The following is a 23,742-nucleotide window of genomic DNA, read 5'->3' on the forward strand; positions in this document are numbered from 1 at the left end:
GACTGTCCGATCACCGCACACAAAACCTCAATGAAACCTCTCTTCAATTGACCGAACTAACCAGCTAGTACAATTTATCTCCACAGGCTGAACACTCCAGCCCATTCCAAAAATAATATGTGGAGAGACTTCGATGTCCCCTATCGTTCTGGTGCTCAACGGCCCGAATCTGAACCTGCTCGGCACCCGTGAACCGGCGACTTACGGCCACGAAACCCTGGCCGACATCTCGGCGCTGTGCGGACGCGCCGCCGAGGAATTCGGCCTGGCGGTGGAATTTCGCCAGACCAACCACGAAGGCGAATTACTCGACTGGATTCACGCGGCCCGTGGCCGATGCGCCGGGATTGTCATCAACCCGGCGGCCTGGACACACACATCAGTCGCAATCCGCGATGCCTTGATCGCCAGCGAATTGCCGGTGGTCGAAGTCCACCTGTCCAACGTTCACGCCCGCGAGCCCTTCCGGCATCACTCCTTTGTTTCCGCCATTGCCACTGCGGTAATGGCCGGTTTCGGCAGCCACGGTTATCGCCTGGCGCTGGATTATTTCAGCCAACGCTTGAAGGGGTGAACGCCGTGACTCAGAACAACGCGGTACTGGCCGGGCTGATCGGCGCCGGCATCCAGGCGTCCCGTACTCCGTCGCTGCACGAGCATGAAGGTGATGCCCAGGGTTTGCGTTATCTCTATCGCTTGATCGACCTCGATCAGTTAAAACTCGACAGCAGCGCCCTGCCCGACTTGCTGATGGCCGCCGAGCGCATGAACTTCACCGGATTGAATATCACCTTCCCGTGCAAGCAGGCGATCATCCCGCTGCTCGACGAATTGTCGCCGGAAGCTCGCGGCATCGGGGCAGTGAACACAGTTGTATTGAAGGACGGTAAACGCATAGGCCACAACACCGACTGCCTGGGTTTTGCCGAGGGTTTTCGCCGGGGATTGAAGGACGTTGCCCGTGAGCGCGTGGTCCAGATGGGCGCTGGCGGCGCCGGTGCGGCAGTGGCCCACGCGCTGTTGAGCGAAGGCGTACAGCTGTTGAGTATTTTCGACGTGGAGATCAGCCGCACGCAGGCACTGGTGGACAATCTCAATCAACATTTCGGCGCTGGCCGGGCCGTGGCGGGGCATGATTTGCCGAGCACGTTGGGCCAGGCGAACGGGTTAGTGAACACCACGCCCATGGGCATGAAAAAACTGCCGGGCATGCCGGTGCCGGTGGAATTGCTGAGAAGTGAATTGTGGGTGGCGGAGATTGTTTATTTTCCACTGGAAACCGAGTTGCTACGCAATGCTCGCGCCCTGGGTTGCCGAACGCTGGATGGCGGCAACATGGCGGTGTTTCAGGCGGTGAAGGCGTTTGAATTGTTCAGTGGTGTGGTGCCGGATGTGCAACGTATGTTGGAACATTTTCAGAGCATGAATGGCTGAAAAGCTTCGCGGGCAAGCCTCGCTCCTACAGGATTGTGTTGAACTGTAGGAGCGAGGCTTGCCCGCGAAGGCGTCAGGCCTGCAAATACCGCAAGACCGACTCGCAGATCATCTCCCGATGCCGCTGCTTGATGCTCTCGTCCGGCAAGTCGATCTGAAAGATCTCACCAAAGGTGTGGCGGTTCGACACGCGATAAAAACAGAACGAGCTGATCAGCAGATGCACATCCAACGGCTCCAGCCCTGAACGGAACACGCCTTCTTCGGCCCCGCGACGCAAAATCACGCCCAGTGAATCGAGGATGGTGTTGTTCATCGCCTTGATCGCGTCGGAGCGCTTCACGTACTCAGCGTTGTGAATATTCTCGATGCTGACGATGCGCACGAAATCGACGTTGCGATCATGGTGATCGAAGGTGAACTCCACCAGCCGCCGAATCGCCTCCACCGGCGCCAGTTCGGCCAGGTGCAGGTGGTTTTCGGTGTTGCGGATATCGCCGTAGAGTTTCTCCAGCACCTCGACGTAGAGCTGTTCCTTACTGCCGAAGTAGTAATAGATCATGCGTTTGGAGGTGTGGATGCGCTCGGCGATGGCATCGACGCGAGCACCGGAAAGCCCTTGCTGGACGAACTCGACAATAGCCTCTTGAAGGATGTTCTCGCGGGTCTTTTCCGGGTTGTTCTTGCGACTCTTGCGCGGCCCGGCAATCGGTTCGTCGGGCACTGCGGAGAGTTCTGAAGTTATCGTCATTGCGGGCTCACGGCCATCACTGCACAGGCTGGCGATTATGGGCCGCGCCGCACAGTGAAGGAAGCCGCGCGGCAGCGGTTTGTCGCCGTGTTTACGATTTTCCTACAACTTTGCCGGACGTACGGCACCGCTTCGGGATTTGGCCATCGCCGCCAGGCGCACTGCTACGTTGGCCGCGCCGTAACCGGCGTAGCCATTTTTGCGCTGGATGATTTCAAAGAAGAACCGCCCTTCGAACGGCTCGGTATAAACGTGGAACAGCTCGCCACCCTGGGCATCACGGTCATAAAGAACGTTGAAATACGCCAGTTCACTGAGGAATTCGTCGTCGAAATCGAACCGTGCTGCGAGGTCATCGTAGTAATTGAGCGGAATATCCAGCAGCGGCACGCCCGCCTCTTTGGCACGACTGACTTCGGCAAAGATGTCATCGCAGTCAAATGCGATGTGATGCACGCCGGAGCCGCGATAACTCGACAGCGCGTGTGAGATCGCGGTGTTGCGGTTTTCGGAAATATTCAGCGGCAAGCGGATCGAACTGTCCCGGCTGCGCAGCGCCCGACTCTTCACCAGGCCATACGGATCGGGCAGCACCACTTCGTCATCGGCCTCAAAATCCAGCAGGCTCTTATAGAACAGCACCCAACTGTCGAGGCTGTCGGCCGGCAATGCCATCGCCATGTGGTCGATGCGCTTGAGGCCGCCACCGGTCACGGCGGGCGGTTGCAGATTGAAATCGGTGCCGTAGACATCGGCGTCCTGATCCACCAGATAAATCAGGCTGCCATCCGGTGCGCGCACGGCAGCCAGTTCAAGCTCATTGGGGCCGACCAGCCCGCGATAAGGCTGGCCTTTATAGGCCACGGCCCGAGCCAGCGCACTGGCACTGTCCTTGACCCGCACGGCGGTGGCACACAGCGAAGGACCGTGAGCTTCGAAAAAACTGTGGGCAAACGAGTAAGGCTCGGAATTGAGGATCAGGTTGATATCGCCCTGACGCAGCAGGCTCACGCTCTTGGAGCGATGTTGCCCGGCCTGGACGAAACCCAGTCGCTGCAGCCAATGGGAGAGTTTGGCGCCAAGGCTTTCGTCCACAGCGAACTCGAGAAACTCGATGCCGTTGTATTCGCTGGCCTTGGGCGTCTCGAACAGAATGTCGAGGCTGGCCGCCGGTGTCGTTTCCAGTGCCAGACGCTGACGGGTTTTCTCCTCCAGATACAACAACGACCGCAAACCGTCGGCGGCGTTGGCCCGAGGCGGTGCGGCGCGGAAACCATCGTTGAAGATTTCCAGCGACAGCGGCCCGGTGTAGCCACTCTTGATGATCGGAGCCAGGAAGCCCGGCAAATCGAATTCTCCCTGGCCCGGGAAGCAGCGAAAATGCCGACTCCACTCCAGCACGTCCATGGCCAGGATCGGCGCGTCGGCCATTTGCACGAAGAAGATTTTATCGCCTGGGATCTCGGCGATCGCACTCGGGTCGCCCTTGAGCGACAGCGTGTGAAAGCTGTCCAGCAACACGCCAAGGCTTGGATGATCGGCCTGACGGACGATGTTCCACACCTGTTGATACGTGTTCACATGCCGGCCCCAGGCCAGCGCTTCGTAGCCGATCCGCAGCCCGCGCGCGCCGGCGTGTTCGGCGAGCAGGCGCAAGTCATCGATAAGGATCTGTTCATCACCGATGGAATCGGTGGACGCGTTACTGCACACCAGCACCAGGTCGGTTCCCAGCTCCTGCATCAGGTCGAACTTGCGCTCGGCCCGTTCCAGGTTGCGATGCAAACGGTCACGGCGGCAGCCTTCAAAGTCGCGGAACGGTTGAAACAGCGTGATCGCGATCCCGAGATCGGCGCACCTCTGCTTGATTTCCCGCGGGCTGCCGTCGTAGTAGAGAAGGTCGTTTTCGAAAATCTCCACCCCGTCGAAACCGGCGGCGGCAATGGCTTCGAGTTTTTCCGGCAGGGTACCGCTCAAGGAAACGGTGGCAATGGAACGCTGCATATTTCGACTCCCGGTGTGGAGACAATCTTGTTAGAGGCACTGTGGCGAGGGGGCTTGCCCCCGTTCGGCTGCGAAGCAGCCGTGAAATCTGGCGATGCGGTGTCACAGGTATATCGCGTGCTCAGGGTTTACGACTGCTTCGCAGCCGAACGGGGGCAAGCCCCCTCGGCACATTTCGACAGCTCCTACAGGGATCGCGTTTTTCTTGGGGGGAATTATTGGCCTGGCGAACTCACACAGCAATTCAAAGTGTACTACCCGGTTAGTTTTGCGTGCGATTATCGAACACAATGCCGATTGGCGAATTGACGATTTTTCGTCCACTGCCCACCATCGACTGCACATTGAGTCCGGTCGCAAACACCGGTCTCGGTGACCAAAGAACCAGAACACCACATAAAAATAATCGGTGGCCTACATGACTCCTTCTCAAAGCTCTCCCGTGGAGCGTTCCTCCATGACTCCTGCCATCGGCGGCGTCGGCGACAAGATTCGCGGCGCCATGGCGGTCGGCAAAACCCGTTGGGGCATGCTGGCACTGGTGTTTTTCGCCACCACGCTCAACTACATCGACCGTGCCGCACTGGGCGTCATGCAGCCCATCCTGGCCAAGGAAATGAGCTGGACGGCGATGGACTACGCCAACATCAACTTCTGGTTCCAGGTCGGCTACGCTATCGGTTTCGTGCTGCAAGGCCGGTTGATCGATCGGGTCGGCGTGAAGCGCGTGTTCTTCTGCGCGGTGTTGCTCTGGAGCCTGGCGACCGGCGCCCACGGCCTGGCCACGTCGGCGGTCGGCTTCATGGTGTGCCGATTCATTCTCGGTCTGACCGAAGCCGCCAATTATCCGGCCTGCGTGAAAACCACGCGCTTGTGGTTCCCGGCCGGAGAACGCGCCGTGGCCACCGGCATCTTCAACGCCGGCACCAACGTGGGTGCGATGTTCACGCCGATGCTGCTGCCGCTGATCCTGCACGTGTGGGGCTGGCAAGCCGCGTTCCTGTGCATGGCGTCACTGGGCGGAATCTGGTTGCTGTTCTGGGGTTTGAAGTACTTCAACCCGGAAGATCATCCGAGCGTCAAACAATCGGAACTGGACTACATCCAGAAGGAAGTCGAGCCGGAACAGGCCCGCGTCCCGTTCTCGAAAATCCTGCGCATGCGGGGCACCTGGGCCTTTGCCCTCGCCTACTCCATGACTGCGCCGGTGTTCTGGTTCTACCTGTACTGGCTGCCGCCGTTTCTCAATCAGCAATACAACCTGGGGATCAACGTGACCCAGATGGGCATCCCGCTGATCATCATCTACCTGACCGCCGACTTCGGCAGCGTTGGCGGCGGGATCCTCTCTTCGTTCATGATCGGCCGCGGCATGAACCCGATCAAGGCGCGACTGTTGTCCATGTTCCTGTTCGCCTGCTGCATCGTCGGCGTGATCATGGCGGCGGGCTCGAGCAGCCTGTGGGTCGCGGTGTTCGCCATCTCCCTGGCCATCGGCGCGCACCAGGCCTGGACCGCGAACATCTGGAGCCTGGTGATGGACTACACGCCTAAACACATGATGAGTACGGTGTTCGGCTTCGGCGGCATGTGCGCCGCCATCGGCGGGATGTTCATGACCCAGTTGGTCGGCCACATCCTGACCGTCACCAACAACAACTACACCGTGCTGTTCACCCTGATTCCGGCGATGTACTTCATTGCCCTGATCTGGATGTACTTCATGGCACCACGCAAGATTCCTACCGTCACCGAGTAAAATGCCCTCCGTTGGCAGGCCTGGTTCCAGGCCTGCCTTTTTGATTTTCCTACCGACGACTCTGTTGCCACGCCGCCGCCAATCCGCTGCAGCAAATCACCGCGATCCCGACCACCGTGGTCAGGGTCGGTGTGTGGGAAAACAGCAGCCAGCCCAGCAGACCGGCAAACACAATCTGGCAGTAACCGAACGGTGCCAACAACGCGGGCGCGGCGTGGCGGAAGGCCTGAGTCAGAAACAGGTGCGCGGTCATCCCGCAGGTCCCCAGCGCCACCATCATGAAGCCATGCCCCAGGGTCGGCACTTGCCAGAAGAACGGCACCAGTGCGCTCATCACCAGGGTGTTGCACAAGCCGGCGAAGAAGTTGCTGGTGGTCGGGCTGTCGATGTTGCTGAGCTTGCGAGTGAGCAACTGATAAAAGCAGAAAAACAGCGCCGAACAGAGCGGCAGCAGCACCGCCGGCGTGAACAGATCGCCACCGGGATGGACGATGATCAACACACCGATAAATCCGCAAATCACCGCGATCCATTGGCCACGTGTCACGCGCTCCCCCAGCAGCGGCACCGACAGTGCGGTCACCAGAACCGGCGCAAGAAAGTTCACCGCCGTCGCTTCGGCCAACGGGATGTACTGGAGGCCGGTGGTAAAAAACAAACTGGTGCCCAATAAGCACAACGCCCTCACCAGCTGCAGCATCGGCCGCTTCGTCCGTAGGACGCGCAACCCGGACTGCGGCAGAAAAATCCCGGCCATCAACAAGGTGTGCACCACATAGCGGGCCCAGACCACCATCACGATCGGATAGAAGCCTGAGAGGTATTTCGAAAAAGCGTCATGGCTGGAGAACAGGAAAGTCGCAACGACAATCAGCAAAATCCCTTTGAAGGGTTGGTTGACGCCGGAGAGCGGTGTGCTGGCGGTCATGGGGATCCCTTGCGAAGTGAAACGTATCGCGGACGGCGAATTCCAATAATTTAGAACCTGGTTCCAGATTCCAACACAAGCATAGGCCGAAAGTGTTCGAACATCGCACGGTTTTGCGATCGACAAAAATCCAATATGGGAGCGAGCTTGCTCGCGATGAGGGACTCAGCTTCGACATCTCCTTGTTTGAATGTCCGCTATCGCGAGCAAGCTCGCTCCCACAATGGGGTTGTGCTGACTGAGTTAACTGAACAACTCCGACGCCAGACTCGCCGCCGCCAGTTCCTCGGTATACCTCAACAACAGCGGCGCCAATTCATGCAACCGCGCCCCCGGCATCCGCGCACTCGGCCCGGCAATGCTCAGCACACCGATTACTCGCCCCTCGCTCGGGTGCCGCACCACCGCTGCAATCGCCGAGGTGCCCACCGCCGAGCTTTCCTCGACCCAGGCGTAACCCTGCTCCCGCGCCATACGCAGGCGTTCCAGCAGTTCAATGTTGGAACGCGGAGCATTCGGACCGAGGTCTTTTGGCCGCTCGCCCCCCTGACGCTCCACCAGCGACAACGCCTCGGCATCGCTCATGCACGCCAGCCATGCATGCCCCGACGCGGTATAGAACAACGGCGCATCACGACCCATTTCCGGGTCGTAACGCAGGCCGGAACGAGCCCCCTGCGACTTGGCAATCCAGATCTGCCGCTCGCCTTCAATCACCCCAAGACGCACCAGTTCCCCGGTTTCCTGGGCCAGGCGATCCAGCACGGGCTGAACAATATCGGCGCCGCTACCCGACAGATATCGAAACCCCATCGCCACCAGTTTGGTGGACAAGTGATACCGCAGGTTCTCCGGATTCTGCCGCACATAACCCAGCCGGATCAGCTCCGCGAGCAGACGGTGGGTTGCGCTTTTAGGGATATCAAGTTGCTCCGCGAGCATTTGCATCGGCAGACCGCGAGGGTCACTGGTGAGGCTTTCGAGCACGTTGAAGACACGTTCGATCTGACTGCCGGCCATGGGAGGTTCCACCTACAATTTGCCTGATTCTAGAAGACGAACCGTGTAATGCGAAATCTGGAACCCGATGTTCGATAGACACTACGCCTCACTTACTCAATAAAAACCCGTCCTCTGACGGAATTCGATGGGTGATCCATGTTCCTACAGTCAGCGAGTCGACCGGCCAGTGAACGAAAAGCCGGACAGCCGGACTGGCGCCGCCCCCACACACCAGCAACACTCATCACCACGGACAATCAGAGGATTCCCACATGCTATGGAAAAAAGGCCGACGCAGCGACAACGTGGTCGACGCCCGTGGTGATGATGTCGGCGGTGGTGGCGGGGGGATGCGTTTTGGTGGCGGCAAAGGCCTGGGCCTGACTGCGATCATCCTGATTGTGGGGATCGGCTGGCTCACCGGCCAGGATCCGATGCAAATCCTCGGCGAACTGACCGGACAAATGACCGAACAATCGGCCCCGGCCACCAACCAGACCCGCAAGGCGCCGCCGGCCAATGACGAAGGCGCCGAATTCGTGCGCTCGATCCTCGGCGATACCGAAGACACCTGGGGCCAGATTTTCCAGCAGGCCGGTCGGCAGTATAAAAACCCGACGCTGGTGCTGTTCAGCAACCGGGTGAATTCGGCGTGCGGTCTGGCGACGTCGGCGACCGGGCCGTTCTATTGCCCGGCCGACCAGAAGGTCTACCTGGACATGGCGTTTTTCCAGGAGATGTCGCAACGCTTTTCCGCGGCCGGTGACTTCGCTCAGGCCTACGTGATCGCTCACGAAGTCGGACACCACGTTCAGACGTTGCTCGGCGTTTCCGCGAAGATTCAGGCAGCCCGCCAGCAAGGCCGGCAGATGGAAGGTGATGCCGGCTTGCTGGTGCGTCAGGAATTGCAGGCCGATTGCCTGGCCGGTGTCTGGGCCAACAATGCGCAGCAGCGTCTGAACTGGCTGGAACCGGGTGACATCGAAGAAGCTTTGAACGCGGCCAACGCCATCGGCGACGACCGTTTGCAACAACAGGGGCAGGGTCGGGTGGTTCCGGACTCGTTTACCCATGGCACATCGGCGCAAAGGGTGCGCTGGTTCAAAACCGGATTTGCGCAAGGCCAGGTGGGCCAGTGCGATACCTTTGCGGCGAAAAACCTTTAAATGAATAAGTGGTTGTTGATGTTGTTGTTCACCTGCGCAAGCACCCAGGCTGCGGAGCATGGCGTCAAAGAGATCAGCCCTGGGCGGTTGTTGCTGAAAGAAGGCGAGATGGCGGTCGGGCTCGGCCCGGCGCCAGCGAAAATCGAACGCGTGCTGATCATCATCCATGGTCGCTTACACAACGCTGAAACCTATCGCCAGAGCGCCGAGCGCGCGGCGGAACTGGCCGGGCAAAGTGCAAGCACCCTGGTGATCGCCCCGCAATTCCTCAACGAAACCGACATCGCGCAGCATCCGGTGGCCGACACGGTGTTGCGCTGGCAGGGCGATGACTGGATGGCTGGAGGTTTATCCTCCGCTCCTTTTGCGCTGAGTTCCTTTGCAGCCCTCGATCAAATCATCGAGAGAGTCAGCGACCGCAGGCAGTTTTCGGATGTGAAGCAAATCATCATCGCCGGCCACTCCGGCGGCGCTCAGATGGTTCAGCGCTATGCGCTGCTGGCGCATGAGCAACCGGCTCTGACGGCCGCCGGCGTGAAGCTTCGCTACGTCGTCGCCAACCCTTCCTCTTATGCGTACTTCAATGAGCAGCGGCCGGTGGCGTTCAACCATGCGGCGTGTCCCGGTTTCAATCGCTGGAAATATGGGCTGACGGATTTACCGGTTTATGCCAGTGGGCAAACGGCACCGCAGATTGAAGGAAACTACGTCAAACGAGACGTGACTTACCTGCTTGGGCAGCAAGACACCGACCCGCAGCATCCGGCGCTGGACAAAGGTTGCGAGGCCCAAGCCCAGGGTGCGAATCGCCTGGCTCGCGGGCAGAAATTTTTCAATTACCTGCTGCGTCGCAACCCCAAAGGGGTGAATCAGCGGCTGGTTGAAGTGCCGGGGGTCGGGCATAACGGGGATGGGATGTTGACGTCGCCGGAGGGGCAGAAAGTGTTGTTTGGTCAGTGAGTTTTGTATTGCCTGATTTGACGCCATCGCGGGCAAGCCCGCTCCCACAGGGATCTTTGGTGAACACACAAATTTGTATTCCATAGAGAACCATTGGAGGAGCGGGCTTGCCCGCGAAGGGGCCCTCAAGCCGAGAGCATTTCCCGCAACACCCCACAATCCGCCGCATGCCAATCCGTCAGCTCCGGCCAAGGGTTATCCGGCAAGTTCACCAACACCGTCCGCGCCCCCGCTGCTCGACCGCAATCCAGATCAAAGCGGTAATCACCGACCATCACCATCTCGCTCGCAGGCACATTCCAGGCCTCGGCCAACTTCAGCAAACCACCGGGATGCGGTTTGGGCGGTGCTTCATCACGCCCCAGCACATCCTCCACGGCAAAGCAGTCCGCCAGGCCGATTGCCTCCAGGGTCACGTGCGCCAGCTCCCGGGCATTGCGCGTGAGGATGCCCAAGCGATAACCGCGCCCGGCCAATTCACGCACCAGCTCCACTGCGCCCGGTGCAGCTTTCGAGCCCAGCGCCAGATCACGTTCGTGTTCCAGCAGCCACGCATGTTTGGCTGCTGCTTCATCGGCCGGCAGCGCTGCGAGGTGGGTCAGGATGTCGTCTTCGGCCGGGATCGCCAATGCCACGCGAATCGCCGCGAAGTCATGCACGGCCACCGTCAGGGTGCCGTCCATGTCGAACACCCAATGCCGCACTTCGGCCAGGCTCATGCCCAATCCTTGCGGTGACGGATCAAGCCTTCCTGCGTCACCGAGGCCACCAGTTGCCCGGCGCGGTTGAACACACTGCCGCGGGAGAAACCGCGCGAGTTGCCCGCCCAGGGACTGTCCATCGCATACAGCAACCAGTCATCGGCGCGCAGATCCGCATGGAACCACAGCGCATGATCGAGGCTGGCGACCTGCATGTCTTTCTGCCAGACCGATTTGCCGTGGGGCTGCATCGAGGTGGTCAGCAGCCCGAAGTCCGACGCGTAGGCCAGCAGGTATTTGTGCAGCGCCGGGGAGTCGGCCAAAGCGCCGTCGGCGCGAAACCAGACATACTTCACCGGATCGGACGGCTGCGGGTTGTAGGGATCTTTCTCGGTGACCGGTCGGAATTCGATCGGTTTGGGGCATAGAAATTTTTCGCGCATGTGCTCGGGAATCAAGTGCGCGCGCTGCTGGGTGAGCTCCAGTTCCGAGGGCAGGTTTTCCGGGCCGACCACGGTCGGCATCTCGGCCTGGTGCTCGAAGCCTTTTTCGTCGTACTGGAACGAGGCGCTGCAGGTAAAGATCGGGTTGCCCTTCTGGATCGCCGTCACCCGGCGCGTACTGAAACTGCCGCCATCACGCACCCGATCAACCTGATACACAACGGGCAATGCAGAATCGCCCGGGCGCAGGAAATAGCCGTGCATCGAATGCACATGGCGCGCTTCTTCGACCGTCTGACTCGCCGCCGACAGCGACTGACCGATCACCTGACCGCCGAACAACTGACGAAAACCCAGGTCCTGACTACGGCCACGGAACAGGTTTTCTTCGATCGGTTCCAGGGTCAGCAAATCGACCAGATCATCCAACACTTGGCTCATTCAGACTCTCCTCACACAAAGCATGCCGCGCAGTCTTGGCTGCGGCGGTCGATTCAGTTTATGGCCAGGGCCCATGGGAGCCATTGTAAACGTCCGTGCCTGCTTATCCATGCAAGGTTTGCAGCCATTGTTCACGGGTGATGCGGTACAGCACATGGTGACGCAGGGGATGATCGGCCGCGAGCTTGGGATGTTCAAAATCATCGGCTGAATCATGGTGCATGCCGATCGCTTGCATGACTTTTTCCGAAGGCAGGTTGTCTTTGGCGGTAAACGACACGATTTCTTGCAGCGCCAACCGGTCAAACCCGCAGCGCAGAGCGGTCCACGCCGCTTCACTGGCATAACCCAGACCCCAATGCTCACGCGCCAGGCGCCAGCCGATTTCGGTCGCCGGGGTGAACGGCGCATCGAAACCGACCACGCCCAGGCCAGTGAAACCGATGAATGCCCCGCTGTCCTTGCGCTCCAGCGCCCAGAGGCCGAAGCCATGTTCGGCAAAATGCCCACGAATCCGTCCGATCAGCGAAGCACTTTCCAGACGACTCAACGGTGCCGGAAAATAGCGCATGACCTGTGGATCGGCACACATCGCCGCAAACTCAGGCAAATCCTCATCGCGCCACTGTCGCAACAACAATCGCGCGCTCTCGAGTTCCAGTATCGGCTCCATCGTGTCCTCCCCTTTCCATGCCGCAAGTCTACATCGCTGGTAGGATCCGTCCTTCATTCACCCATGAAATCACTCATGTCACTGCCGCTGATCTATCACGAAGACTACAGTCCCGAGTTCCCGGCGGATCACCGCTTCCCCATGGACAAGTTTCGCCTGCTGCGCGATCACCTGGTGGACAGCGGCCTGACCCGGGACGCCGACCTGCTGCGCCCGGAACTCTGCCCCCCGGAGATTCTCTCCCTCGCGCATGACGCTGCTTATATCGAACGTTACATGAGCGGCGAGTTGTCCCGCGAAGACCAGCGGCGTCTCGGCCTGCCCTGGAGCGAAGCACTGGCCCGGCGCACGGTGCGGGCGGTCGGCGGATCGTTGCTGGCGGCGGAACAGGCGCTGGAACACGGGCTGGCCTGTCATTTGGCCGGTGGCACCCATCACGCGCATTACGACTATCCGGCGGGTTTCTGCATCTTCAATGACCTGGCGGTGATCAGCCATTTCCTGCTGGAAAGCGGCCGTGTGAATCGGGTGCTGATCTTCGATTGCGACGTGCACCAGGGCGACGGGACTGCACGGATTCTGCACAACACCCCGGACGCGGTGACCGTTTCCCTGCACTGCGAAAAGAATTTTCCTGCACGCAAGGCTGAAAGCGACTGGGACATCCCCTTGCCCAAAGGTATGGGTGATGCCGATTACCTGAAGGTGGTGGACGACGCGCTGAGTTATTTGCTACCGCTCTACCAACCGGATCTGGTGTTGTATGACGCCGGCGTCGACGTGCACAAGGACGACGCCCTCGGTTACCTGAAGCTGACCGACGAAGGCGTTGCCGCTCGCGATGAAAGCGTGATGCGCCATTGCCTGGGGCGGGATATTCCGGTGGTCGGGGTGATTGGCGGCGGCTACAGCAAGGATCGCAAGGCCCTGGCGCGCCGCCACGGAATCCTGCATCACAGTGCGCAGCGGGTCTGGCAGTCATCAGGTTGTCATTGAGGTGTGAGTCTTTACCCACAATGCCTGTGGAACTGCCTGTGGATAACCTGAGTGAAAGGGTCTGCAGGCCAGACCGCATATAGAGTACAGAGCGGTGGTTGTTTTTTAACCAGCTTTCGAATCCACACACGCCCCTTGTGGGAGCGGGCTTGCCCGCGAAGAGGCCGGCAAATTCAACATCTTTGGTGACTGACACTCCGCTATCGCGGGCAAGCCCGCTCCCACAGTTATTGTGTACTGCTAGAATGCGCGGCTATTCCGCCACACCGCAGCGCTCATCATGACTCAGCCCAGCACTCCCCTCCCCCCTCACGTCGCCATCATCGGCGGCGGCCCCGCCGGTTTGATGGCGGCCGAAGTGCTGAGCCAGGCCGGAATCAAAGTCGATCTGTACGACGGCATGCCTTCGGTGGGGCGAAAATTCCTGCTGGCCGGCGTGGGTGGCATGAACATCACCCATTCCGAAGCCTACCCGGCGTTTCTCTCGCGCTATGCCGAACGCGCACCGCAGATTGCACCGCTGCTTCGTTCATTCGGCGCTGATGCGTTGTGCCAATGGATTCATGACCTGGGCATCGAAACCTTTGTCGGCAGCTCCGGGCGAGTCTTTCCTACAGACATGAAAGCCGCCCCCCTGTTGCGTGCATGGCTCAAACGCCTGCGAGACAGCGGCGTCGTTATCCACACCCGCCATCGCTGGCTCGGCTGGGATGACAGCGGTGGATTGCGCATCGACAGCCCCGAGGGCGAAACAATCATCAAGCCCGACGCCACCTTGCTGGCCCTCGGCGGCGGCAGCTGGTCACGCCTCGGTTCAGACGGCGCGTGGATGCTGCCACTGGAACAGCGCGGCGTAGGACTGATGCCTCTGCAACCGAGTAATTGCGGCTTCGAGGTGCAGGCCTGGAGCGACTTGATGGTCAGCAAATTCGCCGGTGCGCCGCTGAAAAACATCGCCATCGGCCTCAATGATGACGTGCCGCGCTTGGGCGAATGCGTGATCACCGCGACCGGGATCGAAGGCAGTTTGATCTACGCCCTCTCGGCGCCGATCCGCGAGGCCATCAACCAGCACGGCTCCGCGACCATTCACCTCGACCTGCTGCCGGGCCGGCCTGTGGATAAAGTTCAGGCGGCGCTGAGCAAACCGCGTGGCTCCCGCTCCATGTCCAAACACCTGCACAGCCAGCTCGGGATCGATGGGGTGAAAGCGGCGTTGTTGCGCGAACTCACGCCGGCGGAATGCTTCGCTGATCCGGCGCTGCTGGCCAAAGCGATCAAGGCGTTGCCTCTGACACTGGTGAAAACCCGCCCACTGGACGAGGCCATCAGCAGCGCGGGCGGCGTGATGTTCGAATCGATGGATGAGCGTTTGATGCTCAAGCAACTGCCCGGCGTGTTCTGCGCGGGGGAAATGCTCGATTGGGAAGCGCCGACGGGCGGCTATCTGCTGACCGCGTGTTTCGCCAGTGGGCGCGCGGCGGGGTTGGGGATGGTGGAGTGGTTGAAACACCGACACTGATCGTTCCGACGCTCCGCGTGGGAATGCAGCCATGGACGCTCTGCGTCCAGCGTGACGCGGAGCGTCACAAGAGGCGTTCCCACGCAGAGCGTGGGAACGATCTTTACGCGATCAAGGCTTACGCTTACGCGGTCCAGTATTAAACACCGGCACCTTTCGCACAGGCTTGATCGAAGGCTCCGGCGCCGAAGCATCACCGCTCTCCACCCACTTACCCAGGTTGCGTTTACCGCCACCGGAGGTCTTCGGCTTCTTCGGTTTTTTCGGCTTCTTCACCACCTGACCGCTGGCATCGGTATCCGGCACCCGGTGCTCAGGCTCGAAGTCATGTTCCATCTGCCGAGGCAATGTCTGACGGGTCAACGTCTCGATGGCCGACAGCAGATTCACTTCATCGGCGCAAACCAGCGAAATGGCCTGCCCGCTGGCACCCGCACGGCCGGTGCGACCGATCCGGTGGATGTAATCCTCCGCCACGATCGGCAGGTCGAAGTTGACCACCAAAGGCAGATCTTCGATGTCCAGACCACGGGCCGCAACGTCGGTGGCCACAAGAATCTGCACCTCACTGGCCTTGAACCGGTCCAGCGCACGCTGACGGGTTGCCTGCGGTTTGTCGCCGTGGATGCCGTCGGCGTTGATGCCCAGACCCTGGAGTTTTTCCACCAGCGCGTCCACGCCATTGCGGGTCTTGGCGAACACCAGCACCTGCTTCCACTTGCCCTTGCGCAGCAGGTGTATGAACAGCTCCGGCTTGCGCTTCTTGTCCACCGTCACCACCCACTGTTTAACGGTGTTGGCGGCGACGTTGCGCGGGCTGACTTCGATGCTCAGCGGATCGTTGAGCATTTGCCCGGCCAGCAAGCGGATCGCGTCGGAGAAAGTCGCGGAGAACAGCAGCGTCTGACGTTGCTTCGGCAGCACGCGGTAGATATTCCCCAGTTCCTCGGAGAAACCCAGATCAAGCATGCGATCCGCTTCGTCCAGAATCAGGGTTTGCAGCTGATTGAACTTGAGGGCCTTCTGGCGATACAGGTCGAGCAAACGACCCGGCGTTGCCACCAGCACGTCAACACCTTTGCGCAGTTTCATCATTTGCGGGTTGATGCTGACGCCGCCGTACACCGCGTAAGTGCTCAACGGCAGATTCTCGGCGTACTGACGCACGGCTTCGTGAACCTGTTCGGCCAATTCGCGGGTCGGCACCAGGATCAGTGCGCGCACCGAGTTAGACGCCACTTTCGGCCCTTCCATGGCCAGCAATTGCAGGAGCGGCAGCGCGAAGCCGGCGGTCTTGCCAGTCCCGGTCTGGGCGGCGGCCATCAGGTCGCGACCGGCCAGCACCGCCGGAATGGCTTGCGCCTGAACCGGCGTCGGGGTCTGGTAGCCGAGCGTCTCGAGAGAGCGCAGCAAGGGTTCGATCAGGCCAAGGGTGGCGAAAGTCATGGGATTACCGTAGGAAAATTCAGCGCGGGTTTTTCAAAACAAGTGTGCAAAACAAGATGCAATGGCGCGCAGTTTACCCTAATTCACGCTCGATTCTGTCTGCACCACGGCAGCCGGTCTTTCCGGAGCCCGGCGCCACTGCGGCAGACCGATCAACACCACGGCGCTGATAATCACCAACATGGCCAGCGCTTCTTCGATCCCGATGGTCTCGCCGACAAACACGATCCCCAGCAACACCGCGACCGCCGGGTTGACGTAGGCATAGCTGGTGGCCGCCGCCGGCCGCACGTTTTTCAACAGATACATATAAGCGTTGAAAGCGATGATCGAACCGAAGAAGGTCAGATAGGCCAGGGCCGCCCAGCCTTCGATCGGCGGCATGGCTTGCAGATGCTCGCCACTCAGCGCACTGCCGATCAGCAACACCACGCCACCCACCAGCATTTCCACGGCACTGGCCATGGCGCCCTGGGGCAGCGGCAAGTGTTTGCTCCAGACCGAACCGAAGGCCCAGGACGCTGCCGCGAATATCAGCAACACGGCACCCAGCGGGCTCGATTGCAAGTTGGAACCAAGGTTGAGCATGGCAATGCCGATCAGCCCGAGCACAATCCCGGCCCATTCGAGACGGGTATTACGCGCGCCCCAGAAATAACCGCAGAGCAAGGTAAACAGCGGCACCGTCGCCACCGCGAGCGCAGCAACCCCGGACGCGACCCCCGTGTGTTCAGCCACGCTGACCGCGCCGTTACCGCACGTCAGCAGCAAGATCCCAATGATCCCCGCGGCTTTCCACTGCGTCCAGGTCGGTGCCGGCGCCCCGCGCCAACGCAGGAACGCGTACATCAGCGTCCCGGCGATCACGAAACGAATACCGGCGAGCAGCAAGGGCGGCCAGTACTCCACGCCGATACGGATCACCAGGTAAGTCGAGCCCCAAATCACGTACAACGCAAAAAAGGCGGCGATCAACGGTAAGGGAAAACGACGTAAGCCAGGCATGGGCAGCTCGATGGCAGGACAATATGAACCGCTATTTTAGAAAGGCCAACGGCGAAAAATAAGTTACAAAACCTGTTTATAGCGCCGGTACACTTTTCAAAACACGGAGATCAGCGCTATAAACCGTGCTTTCGAAAGTCAGTCATTTTTCAGGTATACGACGATGGATAAATACGACCGCATGCTCCTCGGCGCCCTGCTGGAAAACGGTCGTGCGTCCTACGCCGACCTGGCGCGCAAGGTCAACCTGTCCGCCCCGGCCGTGGCCGAGCGCGTGGCCAAACTCGAAGCCTGCGGGGTGATCACCGGCTACCAGGCGAAAGTCGACATGGCCAAGCTTGGATTGCCGATCCAGTGCGTCATCGAACTGCGCCTGAACCAGCACGGAAATCAAAAGGCCTACGACGACCTGATCAAAATCCCACAATTGACGGAATGCCATCGGGTGACCGGGGATCCGTGCGTGATCATGCAAGCGGCGGTGGGCTCGATGCCGGAGCTGGAAGAGTTGATCAATCGTATTGCCAAGTTCGGGTTCAGCAAGACCTCGATTGTGCTGTCGAGCGCGATAGAGAAACGCGTGCCGTTGGGGCAACTGGAAGGGAATGGCAAAGTCTGATCAGATCGTTCCCACGCTCCGCGTGGGAACGCCTCACCGGACGCTCTGCGTCCGCTCTTGGGACGCAGAGCGTCCCGGGCTGCATTCCCACGCGGAGCGTGGGAACGATCAAACAGGGGTTTTGCGGTGTTTTCAGAACCCGCGATGCCGCTTGAGGTGTTCGTTGATCTTCGCCGCCGGCACTTTCTGCAAACTGACCAGCAGATCATGCGACAACTCGCGCAACCCATGCTTCTGCTGCAGCTCCTGAAGCAGATGCCCCGTCAGGTTGGCCGCCATCTCGGCATCGGCCATGGCCCGGTGAGCCTTGCCGGTGTTGGGCAGGCTGGCGAAGGTGGTGAGGGTGCCGAGTTTGTGGTTCGGCGCGGCGGGCATCAGGCGACGGGCGAGTAGCAGCGAGCAGGCGAAATTCTGCAGGCGGGTGCGTTTGATGCGGCTGAGTTCGAAGTCCCAGAATTTCTGGTCGAACGCGGCGTTGTGCGCCAGCAGCGGCGTGATGCCGACGAATTCGTTGACCTCGTTCATCACCTGCTCGGCCGAGGGCGCGGTGCGCAGCATGGCGTTGCTGATGCCGGTGAGTTGTTCGATGAAGGCGGGGACGCGCACGCCGGCGTTCATCAGGCTCTGGTAACGCTCGACGATGCGCCCCTGTTCAAGGATCACCACGGCAATTTCCGTGGCCCGGCAGCTGCTGCTCGGGGAGATCCCGGTGGTTTCAAAGTCGATGACTGCTATGCGTTCCAAACCTGTTTCAACTCCGTAAAAATCAATTCTTGAGCAACAACGCGCCTTCGATTGGCACGTAGCGGCTGGCGGCTCGGATCAGCGAGTTGGCCGTCAGGCCCGGCACGCCGTAGGCCACTGCCTGCACGCCGTGCTTGGTGATGATGCGCTCCAGCAGCATGTCGAAATCACCGTCGCCGGAGGCCAGCACCACTTCGTCGACATGATCGGCGGCGTCCATGATGTCGAGGGTGATGCCCACGTCCCAGTCGCCCTTGGCCGAGCCGTCGCTGCGCTGGATGTAGGGCTTGAGCTTCACGATGAAGCCGAGGTTGCGCAGGATCTGCTGGAATTGCTGCTGTTTGCTGTCGCCGCGATCGATCGCATAGGCATAAGCCTCGACGATCTCGCCCTGTTTGCTGATATCAGCCCACAACGCGGCGTAGTTGAAGTGGCAACCATAGGCCTGACGCACGGTGTAATAGAGGTTTTGAACGTCGGCGAACACTGCGATTTTTTTCACCGTGCATCCTCTTTGGCGCAGTTGCGCGCAGGCTGGGTCAGGCACCAGGCCCGAAAAGTGGCCCAGTATGCCAGCCTGAAGGATTGTTCCGCGAATAATCGGCCATGTGGCGAGGGAGCGTGCGCCCTCGCCACAGGTGAATCAGACGAAGGAATCGTCGTCACCGCCGAAGAACGATGAGTTGTCATCGCTGTAGTCGGCGTCGGTAAAGCCGCCCTGATCACTGGTGTTGTCAGCCACACGCTGATCGTCGCCCGAGCCGTTGTCACCGCTCTGATCGTTGACCTGAGCCGGTTCTTCCTTGATGACTTCGACGATTTCCTGAGGTTGCTGATTGCTGTGGAACAGGCTGCTGATGCCTTGCGCCAGCATCACGCCACCGGCCACACCGGCGGCAGTTTTCAGTGCACCGCCGAGGAAGCCGCCGCCAATCGCAGAAGCTTGCTGTTGCGGCGCGTAATTCTGCTGCGGCGGTGCAGTACCGAAGTTCTGCTGTGGCGGCTGCGAGTTGAACGACGGCCGCCCCGGCTCACGCCATCCGCCATTGGAGGACGGCGCGCTTTGCGTCGGAGCGGGATCACGGGAACCGCCACCGAAGATGCTCGACAGGAAACCACCGCTGGCAGGCGCCGACGGCTGAGCCTTGGTCGATTGCAGTTCGGCCTGCAATTGCTGGACCTGCTGAGCGAGTTGCTTGTTCTGTGCGTCGAGGCTTTTGATGGCCGCTTCCTGAACCAGAATCGCCTGGGTCATGAAATAGCCTGCTGCGGGTTGGCGAGTCAGGTGCTCCTTGATCCGCGCCTCAGCCTGGGCGTCGCGTGGCGCTGAGTCCGTTTCGGCCTGTTGCAGCCGGGAAAACAGTCCATCGATCAGGGTTTGTTCTTCGCTGTTCATGGCGACCTCGTAGATTGCCGGGAATATCGTCGCCCTCGTCCACTGTGGATAAGGTGCTCTCCAGTAATGGGGCTGATACAGGATGTTTCAATGACCTTTACCGAACGTTTACGTTTGCGCCCCAAAGGGCTTCATCGGTTAAAGTGGGCCACTGCTTCCAACCTGCGATACCGACTGATGAATTCGTTCGATGTACTGCGTGACTCTCTATATTTCTTCAAGCGCAATCTGGGCCAGATCGTGCGGTTGTGCCTGCCGCTGGTGATCTTCGAAGCGTTGCTGCAACAAGTGGTCGATCGCTCCACCGAGCCGGACAGTTTCCCCGGTATCAGCGTGATGGTCGGCTTGCTGGTCTATCCGCTGTACACCGCCGCACTGATCCTGTTTCTCGATGCCCGCAGCCGTGGCGAATCGCCAACCAACCGTGAATTGCTGTCGAGGTCGGCCTACCTGTGGCCGCGCTTCGCCCTGCTCACCGCCCTCAATACCTTGCTGATCCTGATCGGCCTGTCGCTGTATTTCCTGCCGGGCATCTGGCTGATGGTGACCCTGGCGTTTGGCGAGTACCTGCTGGTGCTGCGCGGCCTGGCCCCGTTGGCGGCGATGAAGGAAAGCCTGCGCCTGACCCGCGGCCATTTCCTGCGCATTCTGGTGTGCATCCTGTGTGTGATGGGCCCGCTGTGGGTACTCAAGGGCGCGACCCTTGCGATTTACCCGGAGCCGCAGAACCCGGTGATTTCGCTGCTGATCGACAGCGCCCACAGCTTCTTGCAACTGTTCACCAGCGTGGTGTTGTTCCGGTTGTTCATGCTGATTGCCGATACGCCTGAAAAAATTGATGGGCCGCTTTGACCCATGGGCTTAAGCCCGGCGCTCGGTTATGCTCGGGCTCATCTTTTGTAACGCTATAAGCCGAGCCATGACCCGTCTACTGCGCTACACCCTGCTGGGCCTGCTGATCGCGGCGGGCCTGATTGCCTTGTTGATTTACAACCTGACCTGGCGTCCCGGAGCCAAAGAAGCAGCACCGGTCGGCTGCAGCGCTCAGGCGCCTACGCTGGTACCCGGCCAGGCGCTGAAAGTGATGACCTGGAACGTCCAGTACCTGGCGGGCAAGCGCTACGTGTTCTGGAATGACCTGGCGCAAGGCGACGACGAAAGCCCCACCGCCGAAGACATGGCCTTCAGCCTCGATGAGGTGGCGCGGGTGATTCGCGACGAGCAACCGGACGTTGTGCTGTTGCAGGAACTGGATGACGGCGCCAAGGCCAGCGATTACCAGAACCAGTTCAAGTTGCTCCAGGAACGGGTCGCCGACCTTTACCCGTGCAGCGCTCACGCCTTCGACTGGAAAGCCGATTTTGTGCCGCTGCCGCACATCTTTGGCAGCGTCGGCCGGCAACTGGCAACCCTCAGCCGATACCAGATCGATCACGCCGAACGCCTGCAATTGCCGGTCGCGTCGGCCAACATCATCAGCCGTCAGTTCAAACCGAAAAACGCCCTGCTGGTGACTTACCTGCCGTTGAGTGACGGCGGACAGATCGCGGTGCTCAACACCCATCTGGACCGCGTCTTCCAACCTGATGAAACCCTGCAAGCCCAAGTGACCGCCGTGGCCAAGGTGCTCGACAAGCTTGAAAGCCGTGGCACCCCATGGTTGATCGGTGGCGACTTCAACCTGTTGCCGCTGGGCCAGTATCGACGCCTGCCCGACGAACAACGCACGCCCTACTCCGTCGACAGTGCCTTGCATGTGCTGTGGGACAAATACCCGATGATCCCGACCAACAACGAAGCCAGCGGGATCGACCGGGCGCGGTGGCTGACCCACTACCCGAATGACCCGGGCTTGAACGGCCCGGACCGGACGGTTGATTACCTGTTCTATAGCCCGCGGATCAAACGGGTCGAGGCCATGGTGAGGCAGGACGATACCTTGCGGATCTCCGATCATTTGCCGGTGGTCGCCCGTTTCCTTTTACCCGCCAACTAACGACGCACAACCTGTAGGAGTGAGCCTGCTCGCGATTGCGGTGTACCAGTTACATTGATGTCGACTGACACGACGCCATCGCGAGCAGGCTCACTCCTACAGGGATTGGTGTAAGGCCGGCATCAATGCTCCTCCTCCAGCTCATCGTGCAACAGCCCGAAGATCTTGCGCTTCATGTCGATAAACGAGCGCTCCATGACCATGTCCAGGTTGCGCGGGCGTTCGATCGGCACGTCCAGAATCTGCTTGATCCGCCCAGGTTTGGCGCCCATCACGTAAACCCGATCTCCCAACAGAATCGCCTCGTCGATATCGTGAGTCACGAACAACACGGTCTTCTTGCTGTTGCCCCAGACCCGCAACAACAGCTGCTGCATTTGCAGGCGCGTCTGGCTGTCGAGCGCGCCGAAGGGTTCGTCCATCAGCAGGATTTGCGGGTCATTGGCCAACGCCCGGGCAATCGCCACCCGCTGCATCATGCCGCCGGACAACTGCTTGGCGTAGTTGTCGGCGAACCCGGTCAGGCCCACTTCATTGACGTAGTAATCGACGATCTCCTTGCGCTGAGCGGCCGCCATGCCGCGCCGTTTTAGGCCGAACTCGACGTTCTGCCGCACCGTCAGCCACGGGAACAGCGTATAGCTCTGGAACACCATGCCGCGATCCGCACCCGGCCCTTGCACTTGCTGGCCGCCGACGTAGATTTCACCTTCCGTGGGCTCATTCAGACCCGCCGTGAGGTACAGCAAACTCGACTTGCCGCACCCCGAAGGCCCCACCAGCACGGCGAATTGTTGATCCGGCACTTCGAACGACACCTGCTCCAGCGCGGTGAACATACCGCCGTCAGGTTTCTGATAGCGCAGGCTGACCTTGTCCACTTGCAGCCGTGGCGCGGCCTGCACCGGGGCGGCCGTGGGTGTGATGAAACGCGGGTTGACGGCGCTTACTGAGCCCATGCGGCGATCCTCAGACGGAGAAAACGGAACAGTTGATCGGTGACCAGGCCTAGCAGGCCGATGATCGCGATGGCCAGGAAAATCACATCCACTTGAAAGCCGCGCATGGCTTTCAGGCTCAAGTAACCCAGACCACTGGAAGCCGCGACCAGCTCGGCGACCACCAGATAGGTCCAGGCCCAGCCCATGGTCACGCGCAAGGTGTCGAGCACACCCGGCAACGATGCCGGAGCGATCACATGCAGCACCGCATCGCGGCGGGTCGAACCCAAGGTGTAAGACGCGTTGATCAGGTCTTTGGAGATGCCTTTGGACACGTCCGCGATCATTACCAGTTGCTGGAAGAACACGCCGAAGATGATCACCGACACCCGCTGCTCCAGACCGATGCCGATCCACAGAATGAACAGCGGCACGAACGAGGTCACCGGCAGGTAACGGATGAAATTGACCATCGGTTCAAGGAAGGCCTGAACGATGCGGAAGCTGCCCATCAGCAACCCCAACGGCACCGCCACCAGCGACGAGACAATGAAACCGACCATCACCACTTCGAGACTGGCCCACACATGCAGGCCAAGGGTGCCGTCGCGGCTCAGGCGCACGGCGGCTTCGGCCACCGCGCCCGGTGTCGGCAGGAACATGCCCGGCACCACGCCGCCGTAAGACAACCCGGCCCACAGCCCGATCAACAACACCCAGGCCAGGCCGCTCGCGCTCCAGATCACCTGCACGGGCAGACCGGTCTTGGGCGTGATGCAGCGGCTCAGCCATGAATTGCGCTTGAACATGCGAAC

24 protein-coding genes are annotated in these 23,742 nt (G+C 60.3%); 10 read left to right on the forward strand and 14 right to left on the reverse strand.

Features of this window, described 5'->3' with window-relative positions:
* Positions 1-133: 133 nt before the first annotated feature.
* Both aroQ and ACIQV9_RS14610 read left to right on the forward strand, forming a co-directional pair.
* Complete coding sequence (gene aroQ / locus ACIQV9_RS14605; RefSeq protein ID WP_403102486.1) at positions 134-574, forward strand: type II 3-dehydroquinate dehydratase; 441 nt, start codon at positions 134-136, stop codon at positions 572-574.
* Between the two features lie 5 nt (positions 575-579).
* Entirely contained in the window at positions 580-1,434 is an 855-nt protein-coding gene (locus ACIQV9_RS14610; RefSeq protein WP_403102488.1) for a shikimate dehydrogenase, read from the forward strand.
* 73 nt (positions 1,435-1,507) lie between these two features.
* Here the strand turns inward: ACIQV9_RS14610 and ACIQV9_RS14615 are convergent, their stop codons facing one another.
* Positions 1,508-2,185 (reverse strand): TetR/AcrR family transcriptional regulator, encoded by a 678-nt coding sequence (locus ACIQV9_RS14615; protein WP_403102491.1) that lies wholly within the window; start codon positions 2,183-2,185, stop codon positions 1,508-1,510.
* Between the two features lie 102 nt (positions 2,186-2,287).
* Positions 2,288-4,189 carry a 3-dehydroshikimate dehydratase QuiC gene (quiC, locus tag ACIQV9_RS14620; protein WP_403102493.1) on the reverse strand — a complete coding sequence of 634 codons (1,902 nt, stop codon included), beginning with the start codon at positions 4,187-4,189 and terminating at the stop codon, positions 2,288-2,290.
* A gap of 457 nt (positions 4,190-4,646) precedes the next feature.
* On the opposite strand from quiC, the gene ACIQV9_RS14625 reads away from it, so the two are divergent.
* Positions 4,647-5,948 (forward strand): MFS transporter, encoded by a 1,302-nt coding sequence (locus ACIQV9_RS14625; RefSeq protein ID WP_403102496.1) that lies wholly within the window; start codon positions 4,647-4,649, stop codon positions 5,946-5,948.
* Positions 5,949-5,997: 49 nt separating this feature from the next.
* On the opposite strand, the gene ACIQV9_RS14630 is transcribed toward ACIQV9_RS14625, so the two are convergent.
* Both ACIQV9_RS14630 and ACIQV9_RS14635 read right to left on the reverse strand, forming a co-directional pair.
* Positions 5,998-6,876 carry a DMT family transporter gene (locus ACIQV9_RS14630; RefSeq protein ID WP_403102498.1) on the reverse strand — a complete coding sequence of 293 codons (879 nt, stop codon included), beginning with the start codon at positions 6,874-6,876 and terminating at the stop codon, positions 5,998-6,000.
* A 243-nt stretch (positions 6,877-7,119) separates the two neighbouring features.
* Entirely contained in the window at positions 7,120-7,896 is a 777-nt protein-coding gene (locus ACIQV9_RS14635; protein WP_403102501.1) for an IclR family transcriptional regulator, read from the reverse strand.
* Positions 7,897-8,150: 254 nt separating this feature from the next.
* Between ACIQV9_RS14635 and ACIQV9_RS14640 the strand changes: the two genes are divergently transcribed.
* Entirely contained in the window at positions 8,151-9,044 is an 894-nt protein-coding gene (locus ACIQV9_RS14640) for a neutral zinc metallopeptidase (protein WP_403102503.1), read from the forward strand.
* Positions 9,045-10,004 carry an alpha/beta fold hydrolase gene (locus tag ACIQV9_RS14645; protein ID WP_403102506.1) on the forward strand — a complete coding sequence of 320 codons (960 nt, stop codon included), beginning with the start codon at positions 9,045-9,047 and terminating at the stop codon, positions 10,002-10,004.
* A gap of 125 nt (positions 10,005-10,129) precedes the next feature.
* On the opposite strand, the gene ACIQV9_RS14650 is transcribed toward ACIQV9_RS14645, so the two are convergent.
* The 3 genes from ACIQV9_RS14650 to ACIQV9_RS14660 form a co-directional block, all read right to left on the reverse strand.
* On the reverse strand, positions 10,130-10,723 hold the full coding sequence (locus ACIQV9_RS14650; protein WP_403102508.1) for an HAD family hydrolase: 594 nt from the start codon (positions 10,721-10,723) through the stop codon (positions 10,130-10,132).
* Complete coding sequence (gene tesB, locus ACIQV9_RS14655; RefSeq protein ID WP_403102510.1) at positions 10,720-11,589, reverse strand: acyl-CoA thioesterase II; 870 nt, start codon at positions 11,587-11,589, stop codon at positions 10,720-10,722. Before tesB ends, ACIQV9_RS14650 begins: the two co-directional genes overlap by 4 nt.
* A gap of 103 nt (positions 11,590-11,692) precedes the next feature.
* The gene (locus ACIQV9_RS14660) at positions 11,693-12,262 is read right to left on the reverse strand and encodes a GNAT family N-acetyltransferase (protein ID WP_403102512.1); all 570 of its coding nucleotides are present in this window, start codon (positions 12,260-12,262) and stop codon (positions 11,693-11,695) included.
* A gap of 75 nt (positions 12,263-12,337) precedes the next feature.
* Between ACIQV9_RS14660 and ACIQV9_RS14665 the strand changes: the two genes are divergently transcribed.
* Together ACIQV9_RS14665 and ACIQV9_RS14670 are read left to right on the forward strand one after the other, a co-directional pair.
* Complete coding sequence (locus ACIQV9_RS14665) at positions 12,338-13,258, forward strand: histone deacetylase (protein ID WP_403102515.1); 921 nt, start codon at positions 12,338-12,340, stop codon at positions 13,256-13,258.
* 280 nt (positions 13,259-13,538) lie between these two features.
* On the forward strand, positions 13,539-14,780 hold the full coding sequence (locus ACIQV9_RS14670) for a TIGR03862 family flavoprotein (RefSeq protein ID WP_403102518.1): 1,242 nt from the start codon (positions 13,539-13,541) through the stop codon (positions 14,778-14,780).
* A gap of 111 nt (positions 14,781-14,891) precedes the next feature.
* Here the strand turns inward: ACIQV9_RS14670 and ACIQV9_RS14675 are convergent, their stop codons facing one another.
* Together ACIQV9_RS14675 and yedA are read right to left on the reverse strand one after the other, a co-directional pair.
* Positions 14,892-16,226 (reverse strand): DEAD/DEAH box helicase, encoded by a 1,335-nt coding sequence (locus ACIQV9_RS14675; protein WP_403102521.1) that lies wholly within the window; start codon positions 16,224-16,226, stop codon positions 14,892-14,894.
* Positions 16,227-16,304: 78 nt separating this feature from the next.
* Positions 16,305-17,231 (reverse strand): drug/metabolite exporter YedA, encoded by a 927-nt coding sequence (gene yedA, locus ACIQV9_RS14680; RefSeq protein ID WP_403102523.1) that lies wholly within the window; start codon positions 17,229-17,231, stop codon positions 16,305-16,307.
* A 163-nt stretch (positions 17,232-17,394) separates the two neighbouring features.
* Here yedA and ACIQV9_RS14685 point away from each other — a divergent pair, with 163 nt between their 5' ends.
* The gene (locus ACIQV9_RS14685; RefSeq protein WP_403102526.1) at positions 17,395-17,850 is read left to right on the forward strand and encodes an Lrp/AsnC family transcriptional regulator; all 456 of its coding nucleotides are present in this window, start codon (positions 17,395-17,397) and stop codon (positions 17,848-17,850) included.
* Between the two features lie 132 nt (positions 17,851-17,982).
* On the opposite strand, the gene ACIQV9_RS14690 is transcribed toward ACIQV9_RS14685, so the two are convergent.
* The 3 genes from ACIQV9_RS14690 to ACIQV9_RS14700 all read right to left on the reverse strand — a co-directional run bounded on the left by ACIQV9_RS14690 (position 17,983) and on the right by ACIQV9_RS14700 (position 19,990).
* The gene (locus ACIQV9_RS14690) at positions 17,983-18,594 is read right to left on the reverse strand and encodes a PolC-type DNA polymerase III (protein ID WP_109635068.1); all 612 of its coding nucleotides are present in this window, start codon (positions 18,592-18,594) and stop codon (positions 17,983-17,985) included.
* A 22-nt stretch (positions 18,595-18,616) separates the two neighbouring features.
* The gene (locus tag ACIQV9_RS14695; RefSeq protein ID WP_010467410.1) at positions 18,617-19,096 is read right to left on the reverse strand and encodes an NYN domain-containing protein; all 480 of its coding nucleotides are present in this window, start codon (positions 19,094-19,096) and stop codon (positions 18,617-18,619) included.
* 141 nt (positions 19,097-19,237) lie between these two features.
* Positions 19,238-19,990 carry a DUF2076 domain-containing protein gene (locus tag ACIQV9_RS14700; protein WP_403102529.1) on the reverse strand — a complete coding sequence of 251 codons (753 nt, stop codon included), beginning with the start codon at positions 19,988-19,990 and terminating at the stop codon, positions 19,238-19,240.
* A gap of 177 nt (positions 19,991-20,167) precedes the next feature.
* Between ACIQV9_RS14700 and ACIQV9_RS14705 the strand changes: the two genes are divergently transcribed.
* Together ACIQV9_RS14705 and ACIQV9_RS14710 are read left to right on the forward strand one after the other, a co-directional pair.
* Positions 20,168-20,842: a YciC family protein gene (locus ACIQV9_RS14705; RefSeq protein ID WP_403102532.1), complete on the forward strand. Its 675-nt coding sequence runs from the start codon at positions 20,168-20,170 to the stop codon at positions 20,840-20,842.
* A 67-nt stretch (positions 20,843-20,909) separates the two neighbouring features.
* Positions 20,910-21,986 carry an endonuclease/exonuclease/phosphatase family protein gene (locus tag ACIQV9_RS14710; RefSeq protein ID WP_403102534.1) on the forward strand — a complete coding sequence of 359 codons (1,077 nt, stop codon included), beginning with the start codon at positions 20,910-20,912 and terminating at the stop codon, positions 21,984-21,986.
* Between the two features lie 122 nt (positions 21,987-22,108).
* Here ACIQV9_RS14710 and ACIQV9_RS14715 read toward each other — a convergent pair whose 3' ends face one another.
* Together ACIQV9_RS14715 and ACIQV9_RS14720 are read right to left on the reverse strand one after the other, a co-directional pair.
* Positions 22,109-22,945: an ABC transporter ATP-binding protein gene (locus ACIQV9_RS14715; RefSeq protein ID WP_403102537.1), complete on the reverse strand. Its 837-nt coding sequence runs from the start codon at positions 22,943-22,945 to the stop codon at positions 22,109-22,111.
* Positions 22,933-23,736: an ABC transporter permease gene (locus ACIQV9_RS14720; RefSeq protein WP_010467403.1), complete on the reverse strand. Its 804-nt coding sequence runs from the start codon at positions 23,734-23,736 to the stop codon at positions 22,933-22,935. Before ACIQV9_RS14720 ends, ACIQV9_RS14715 begins: the two co-directional genes overlap by 13 nt.
* Positions 23,737-23,742: the final 6 nt, after the last annotated feature.

Source organism: Pseudomonas sp. NPDC099000 (genome assembly GCF_044759925.1).
Lineage (GTDB): Bacteria > Pseudomonadota > Gammaproteobacteria > Pseudomonadales > Pseudomonadaceae > Aquipseudomonas.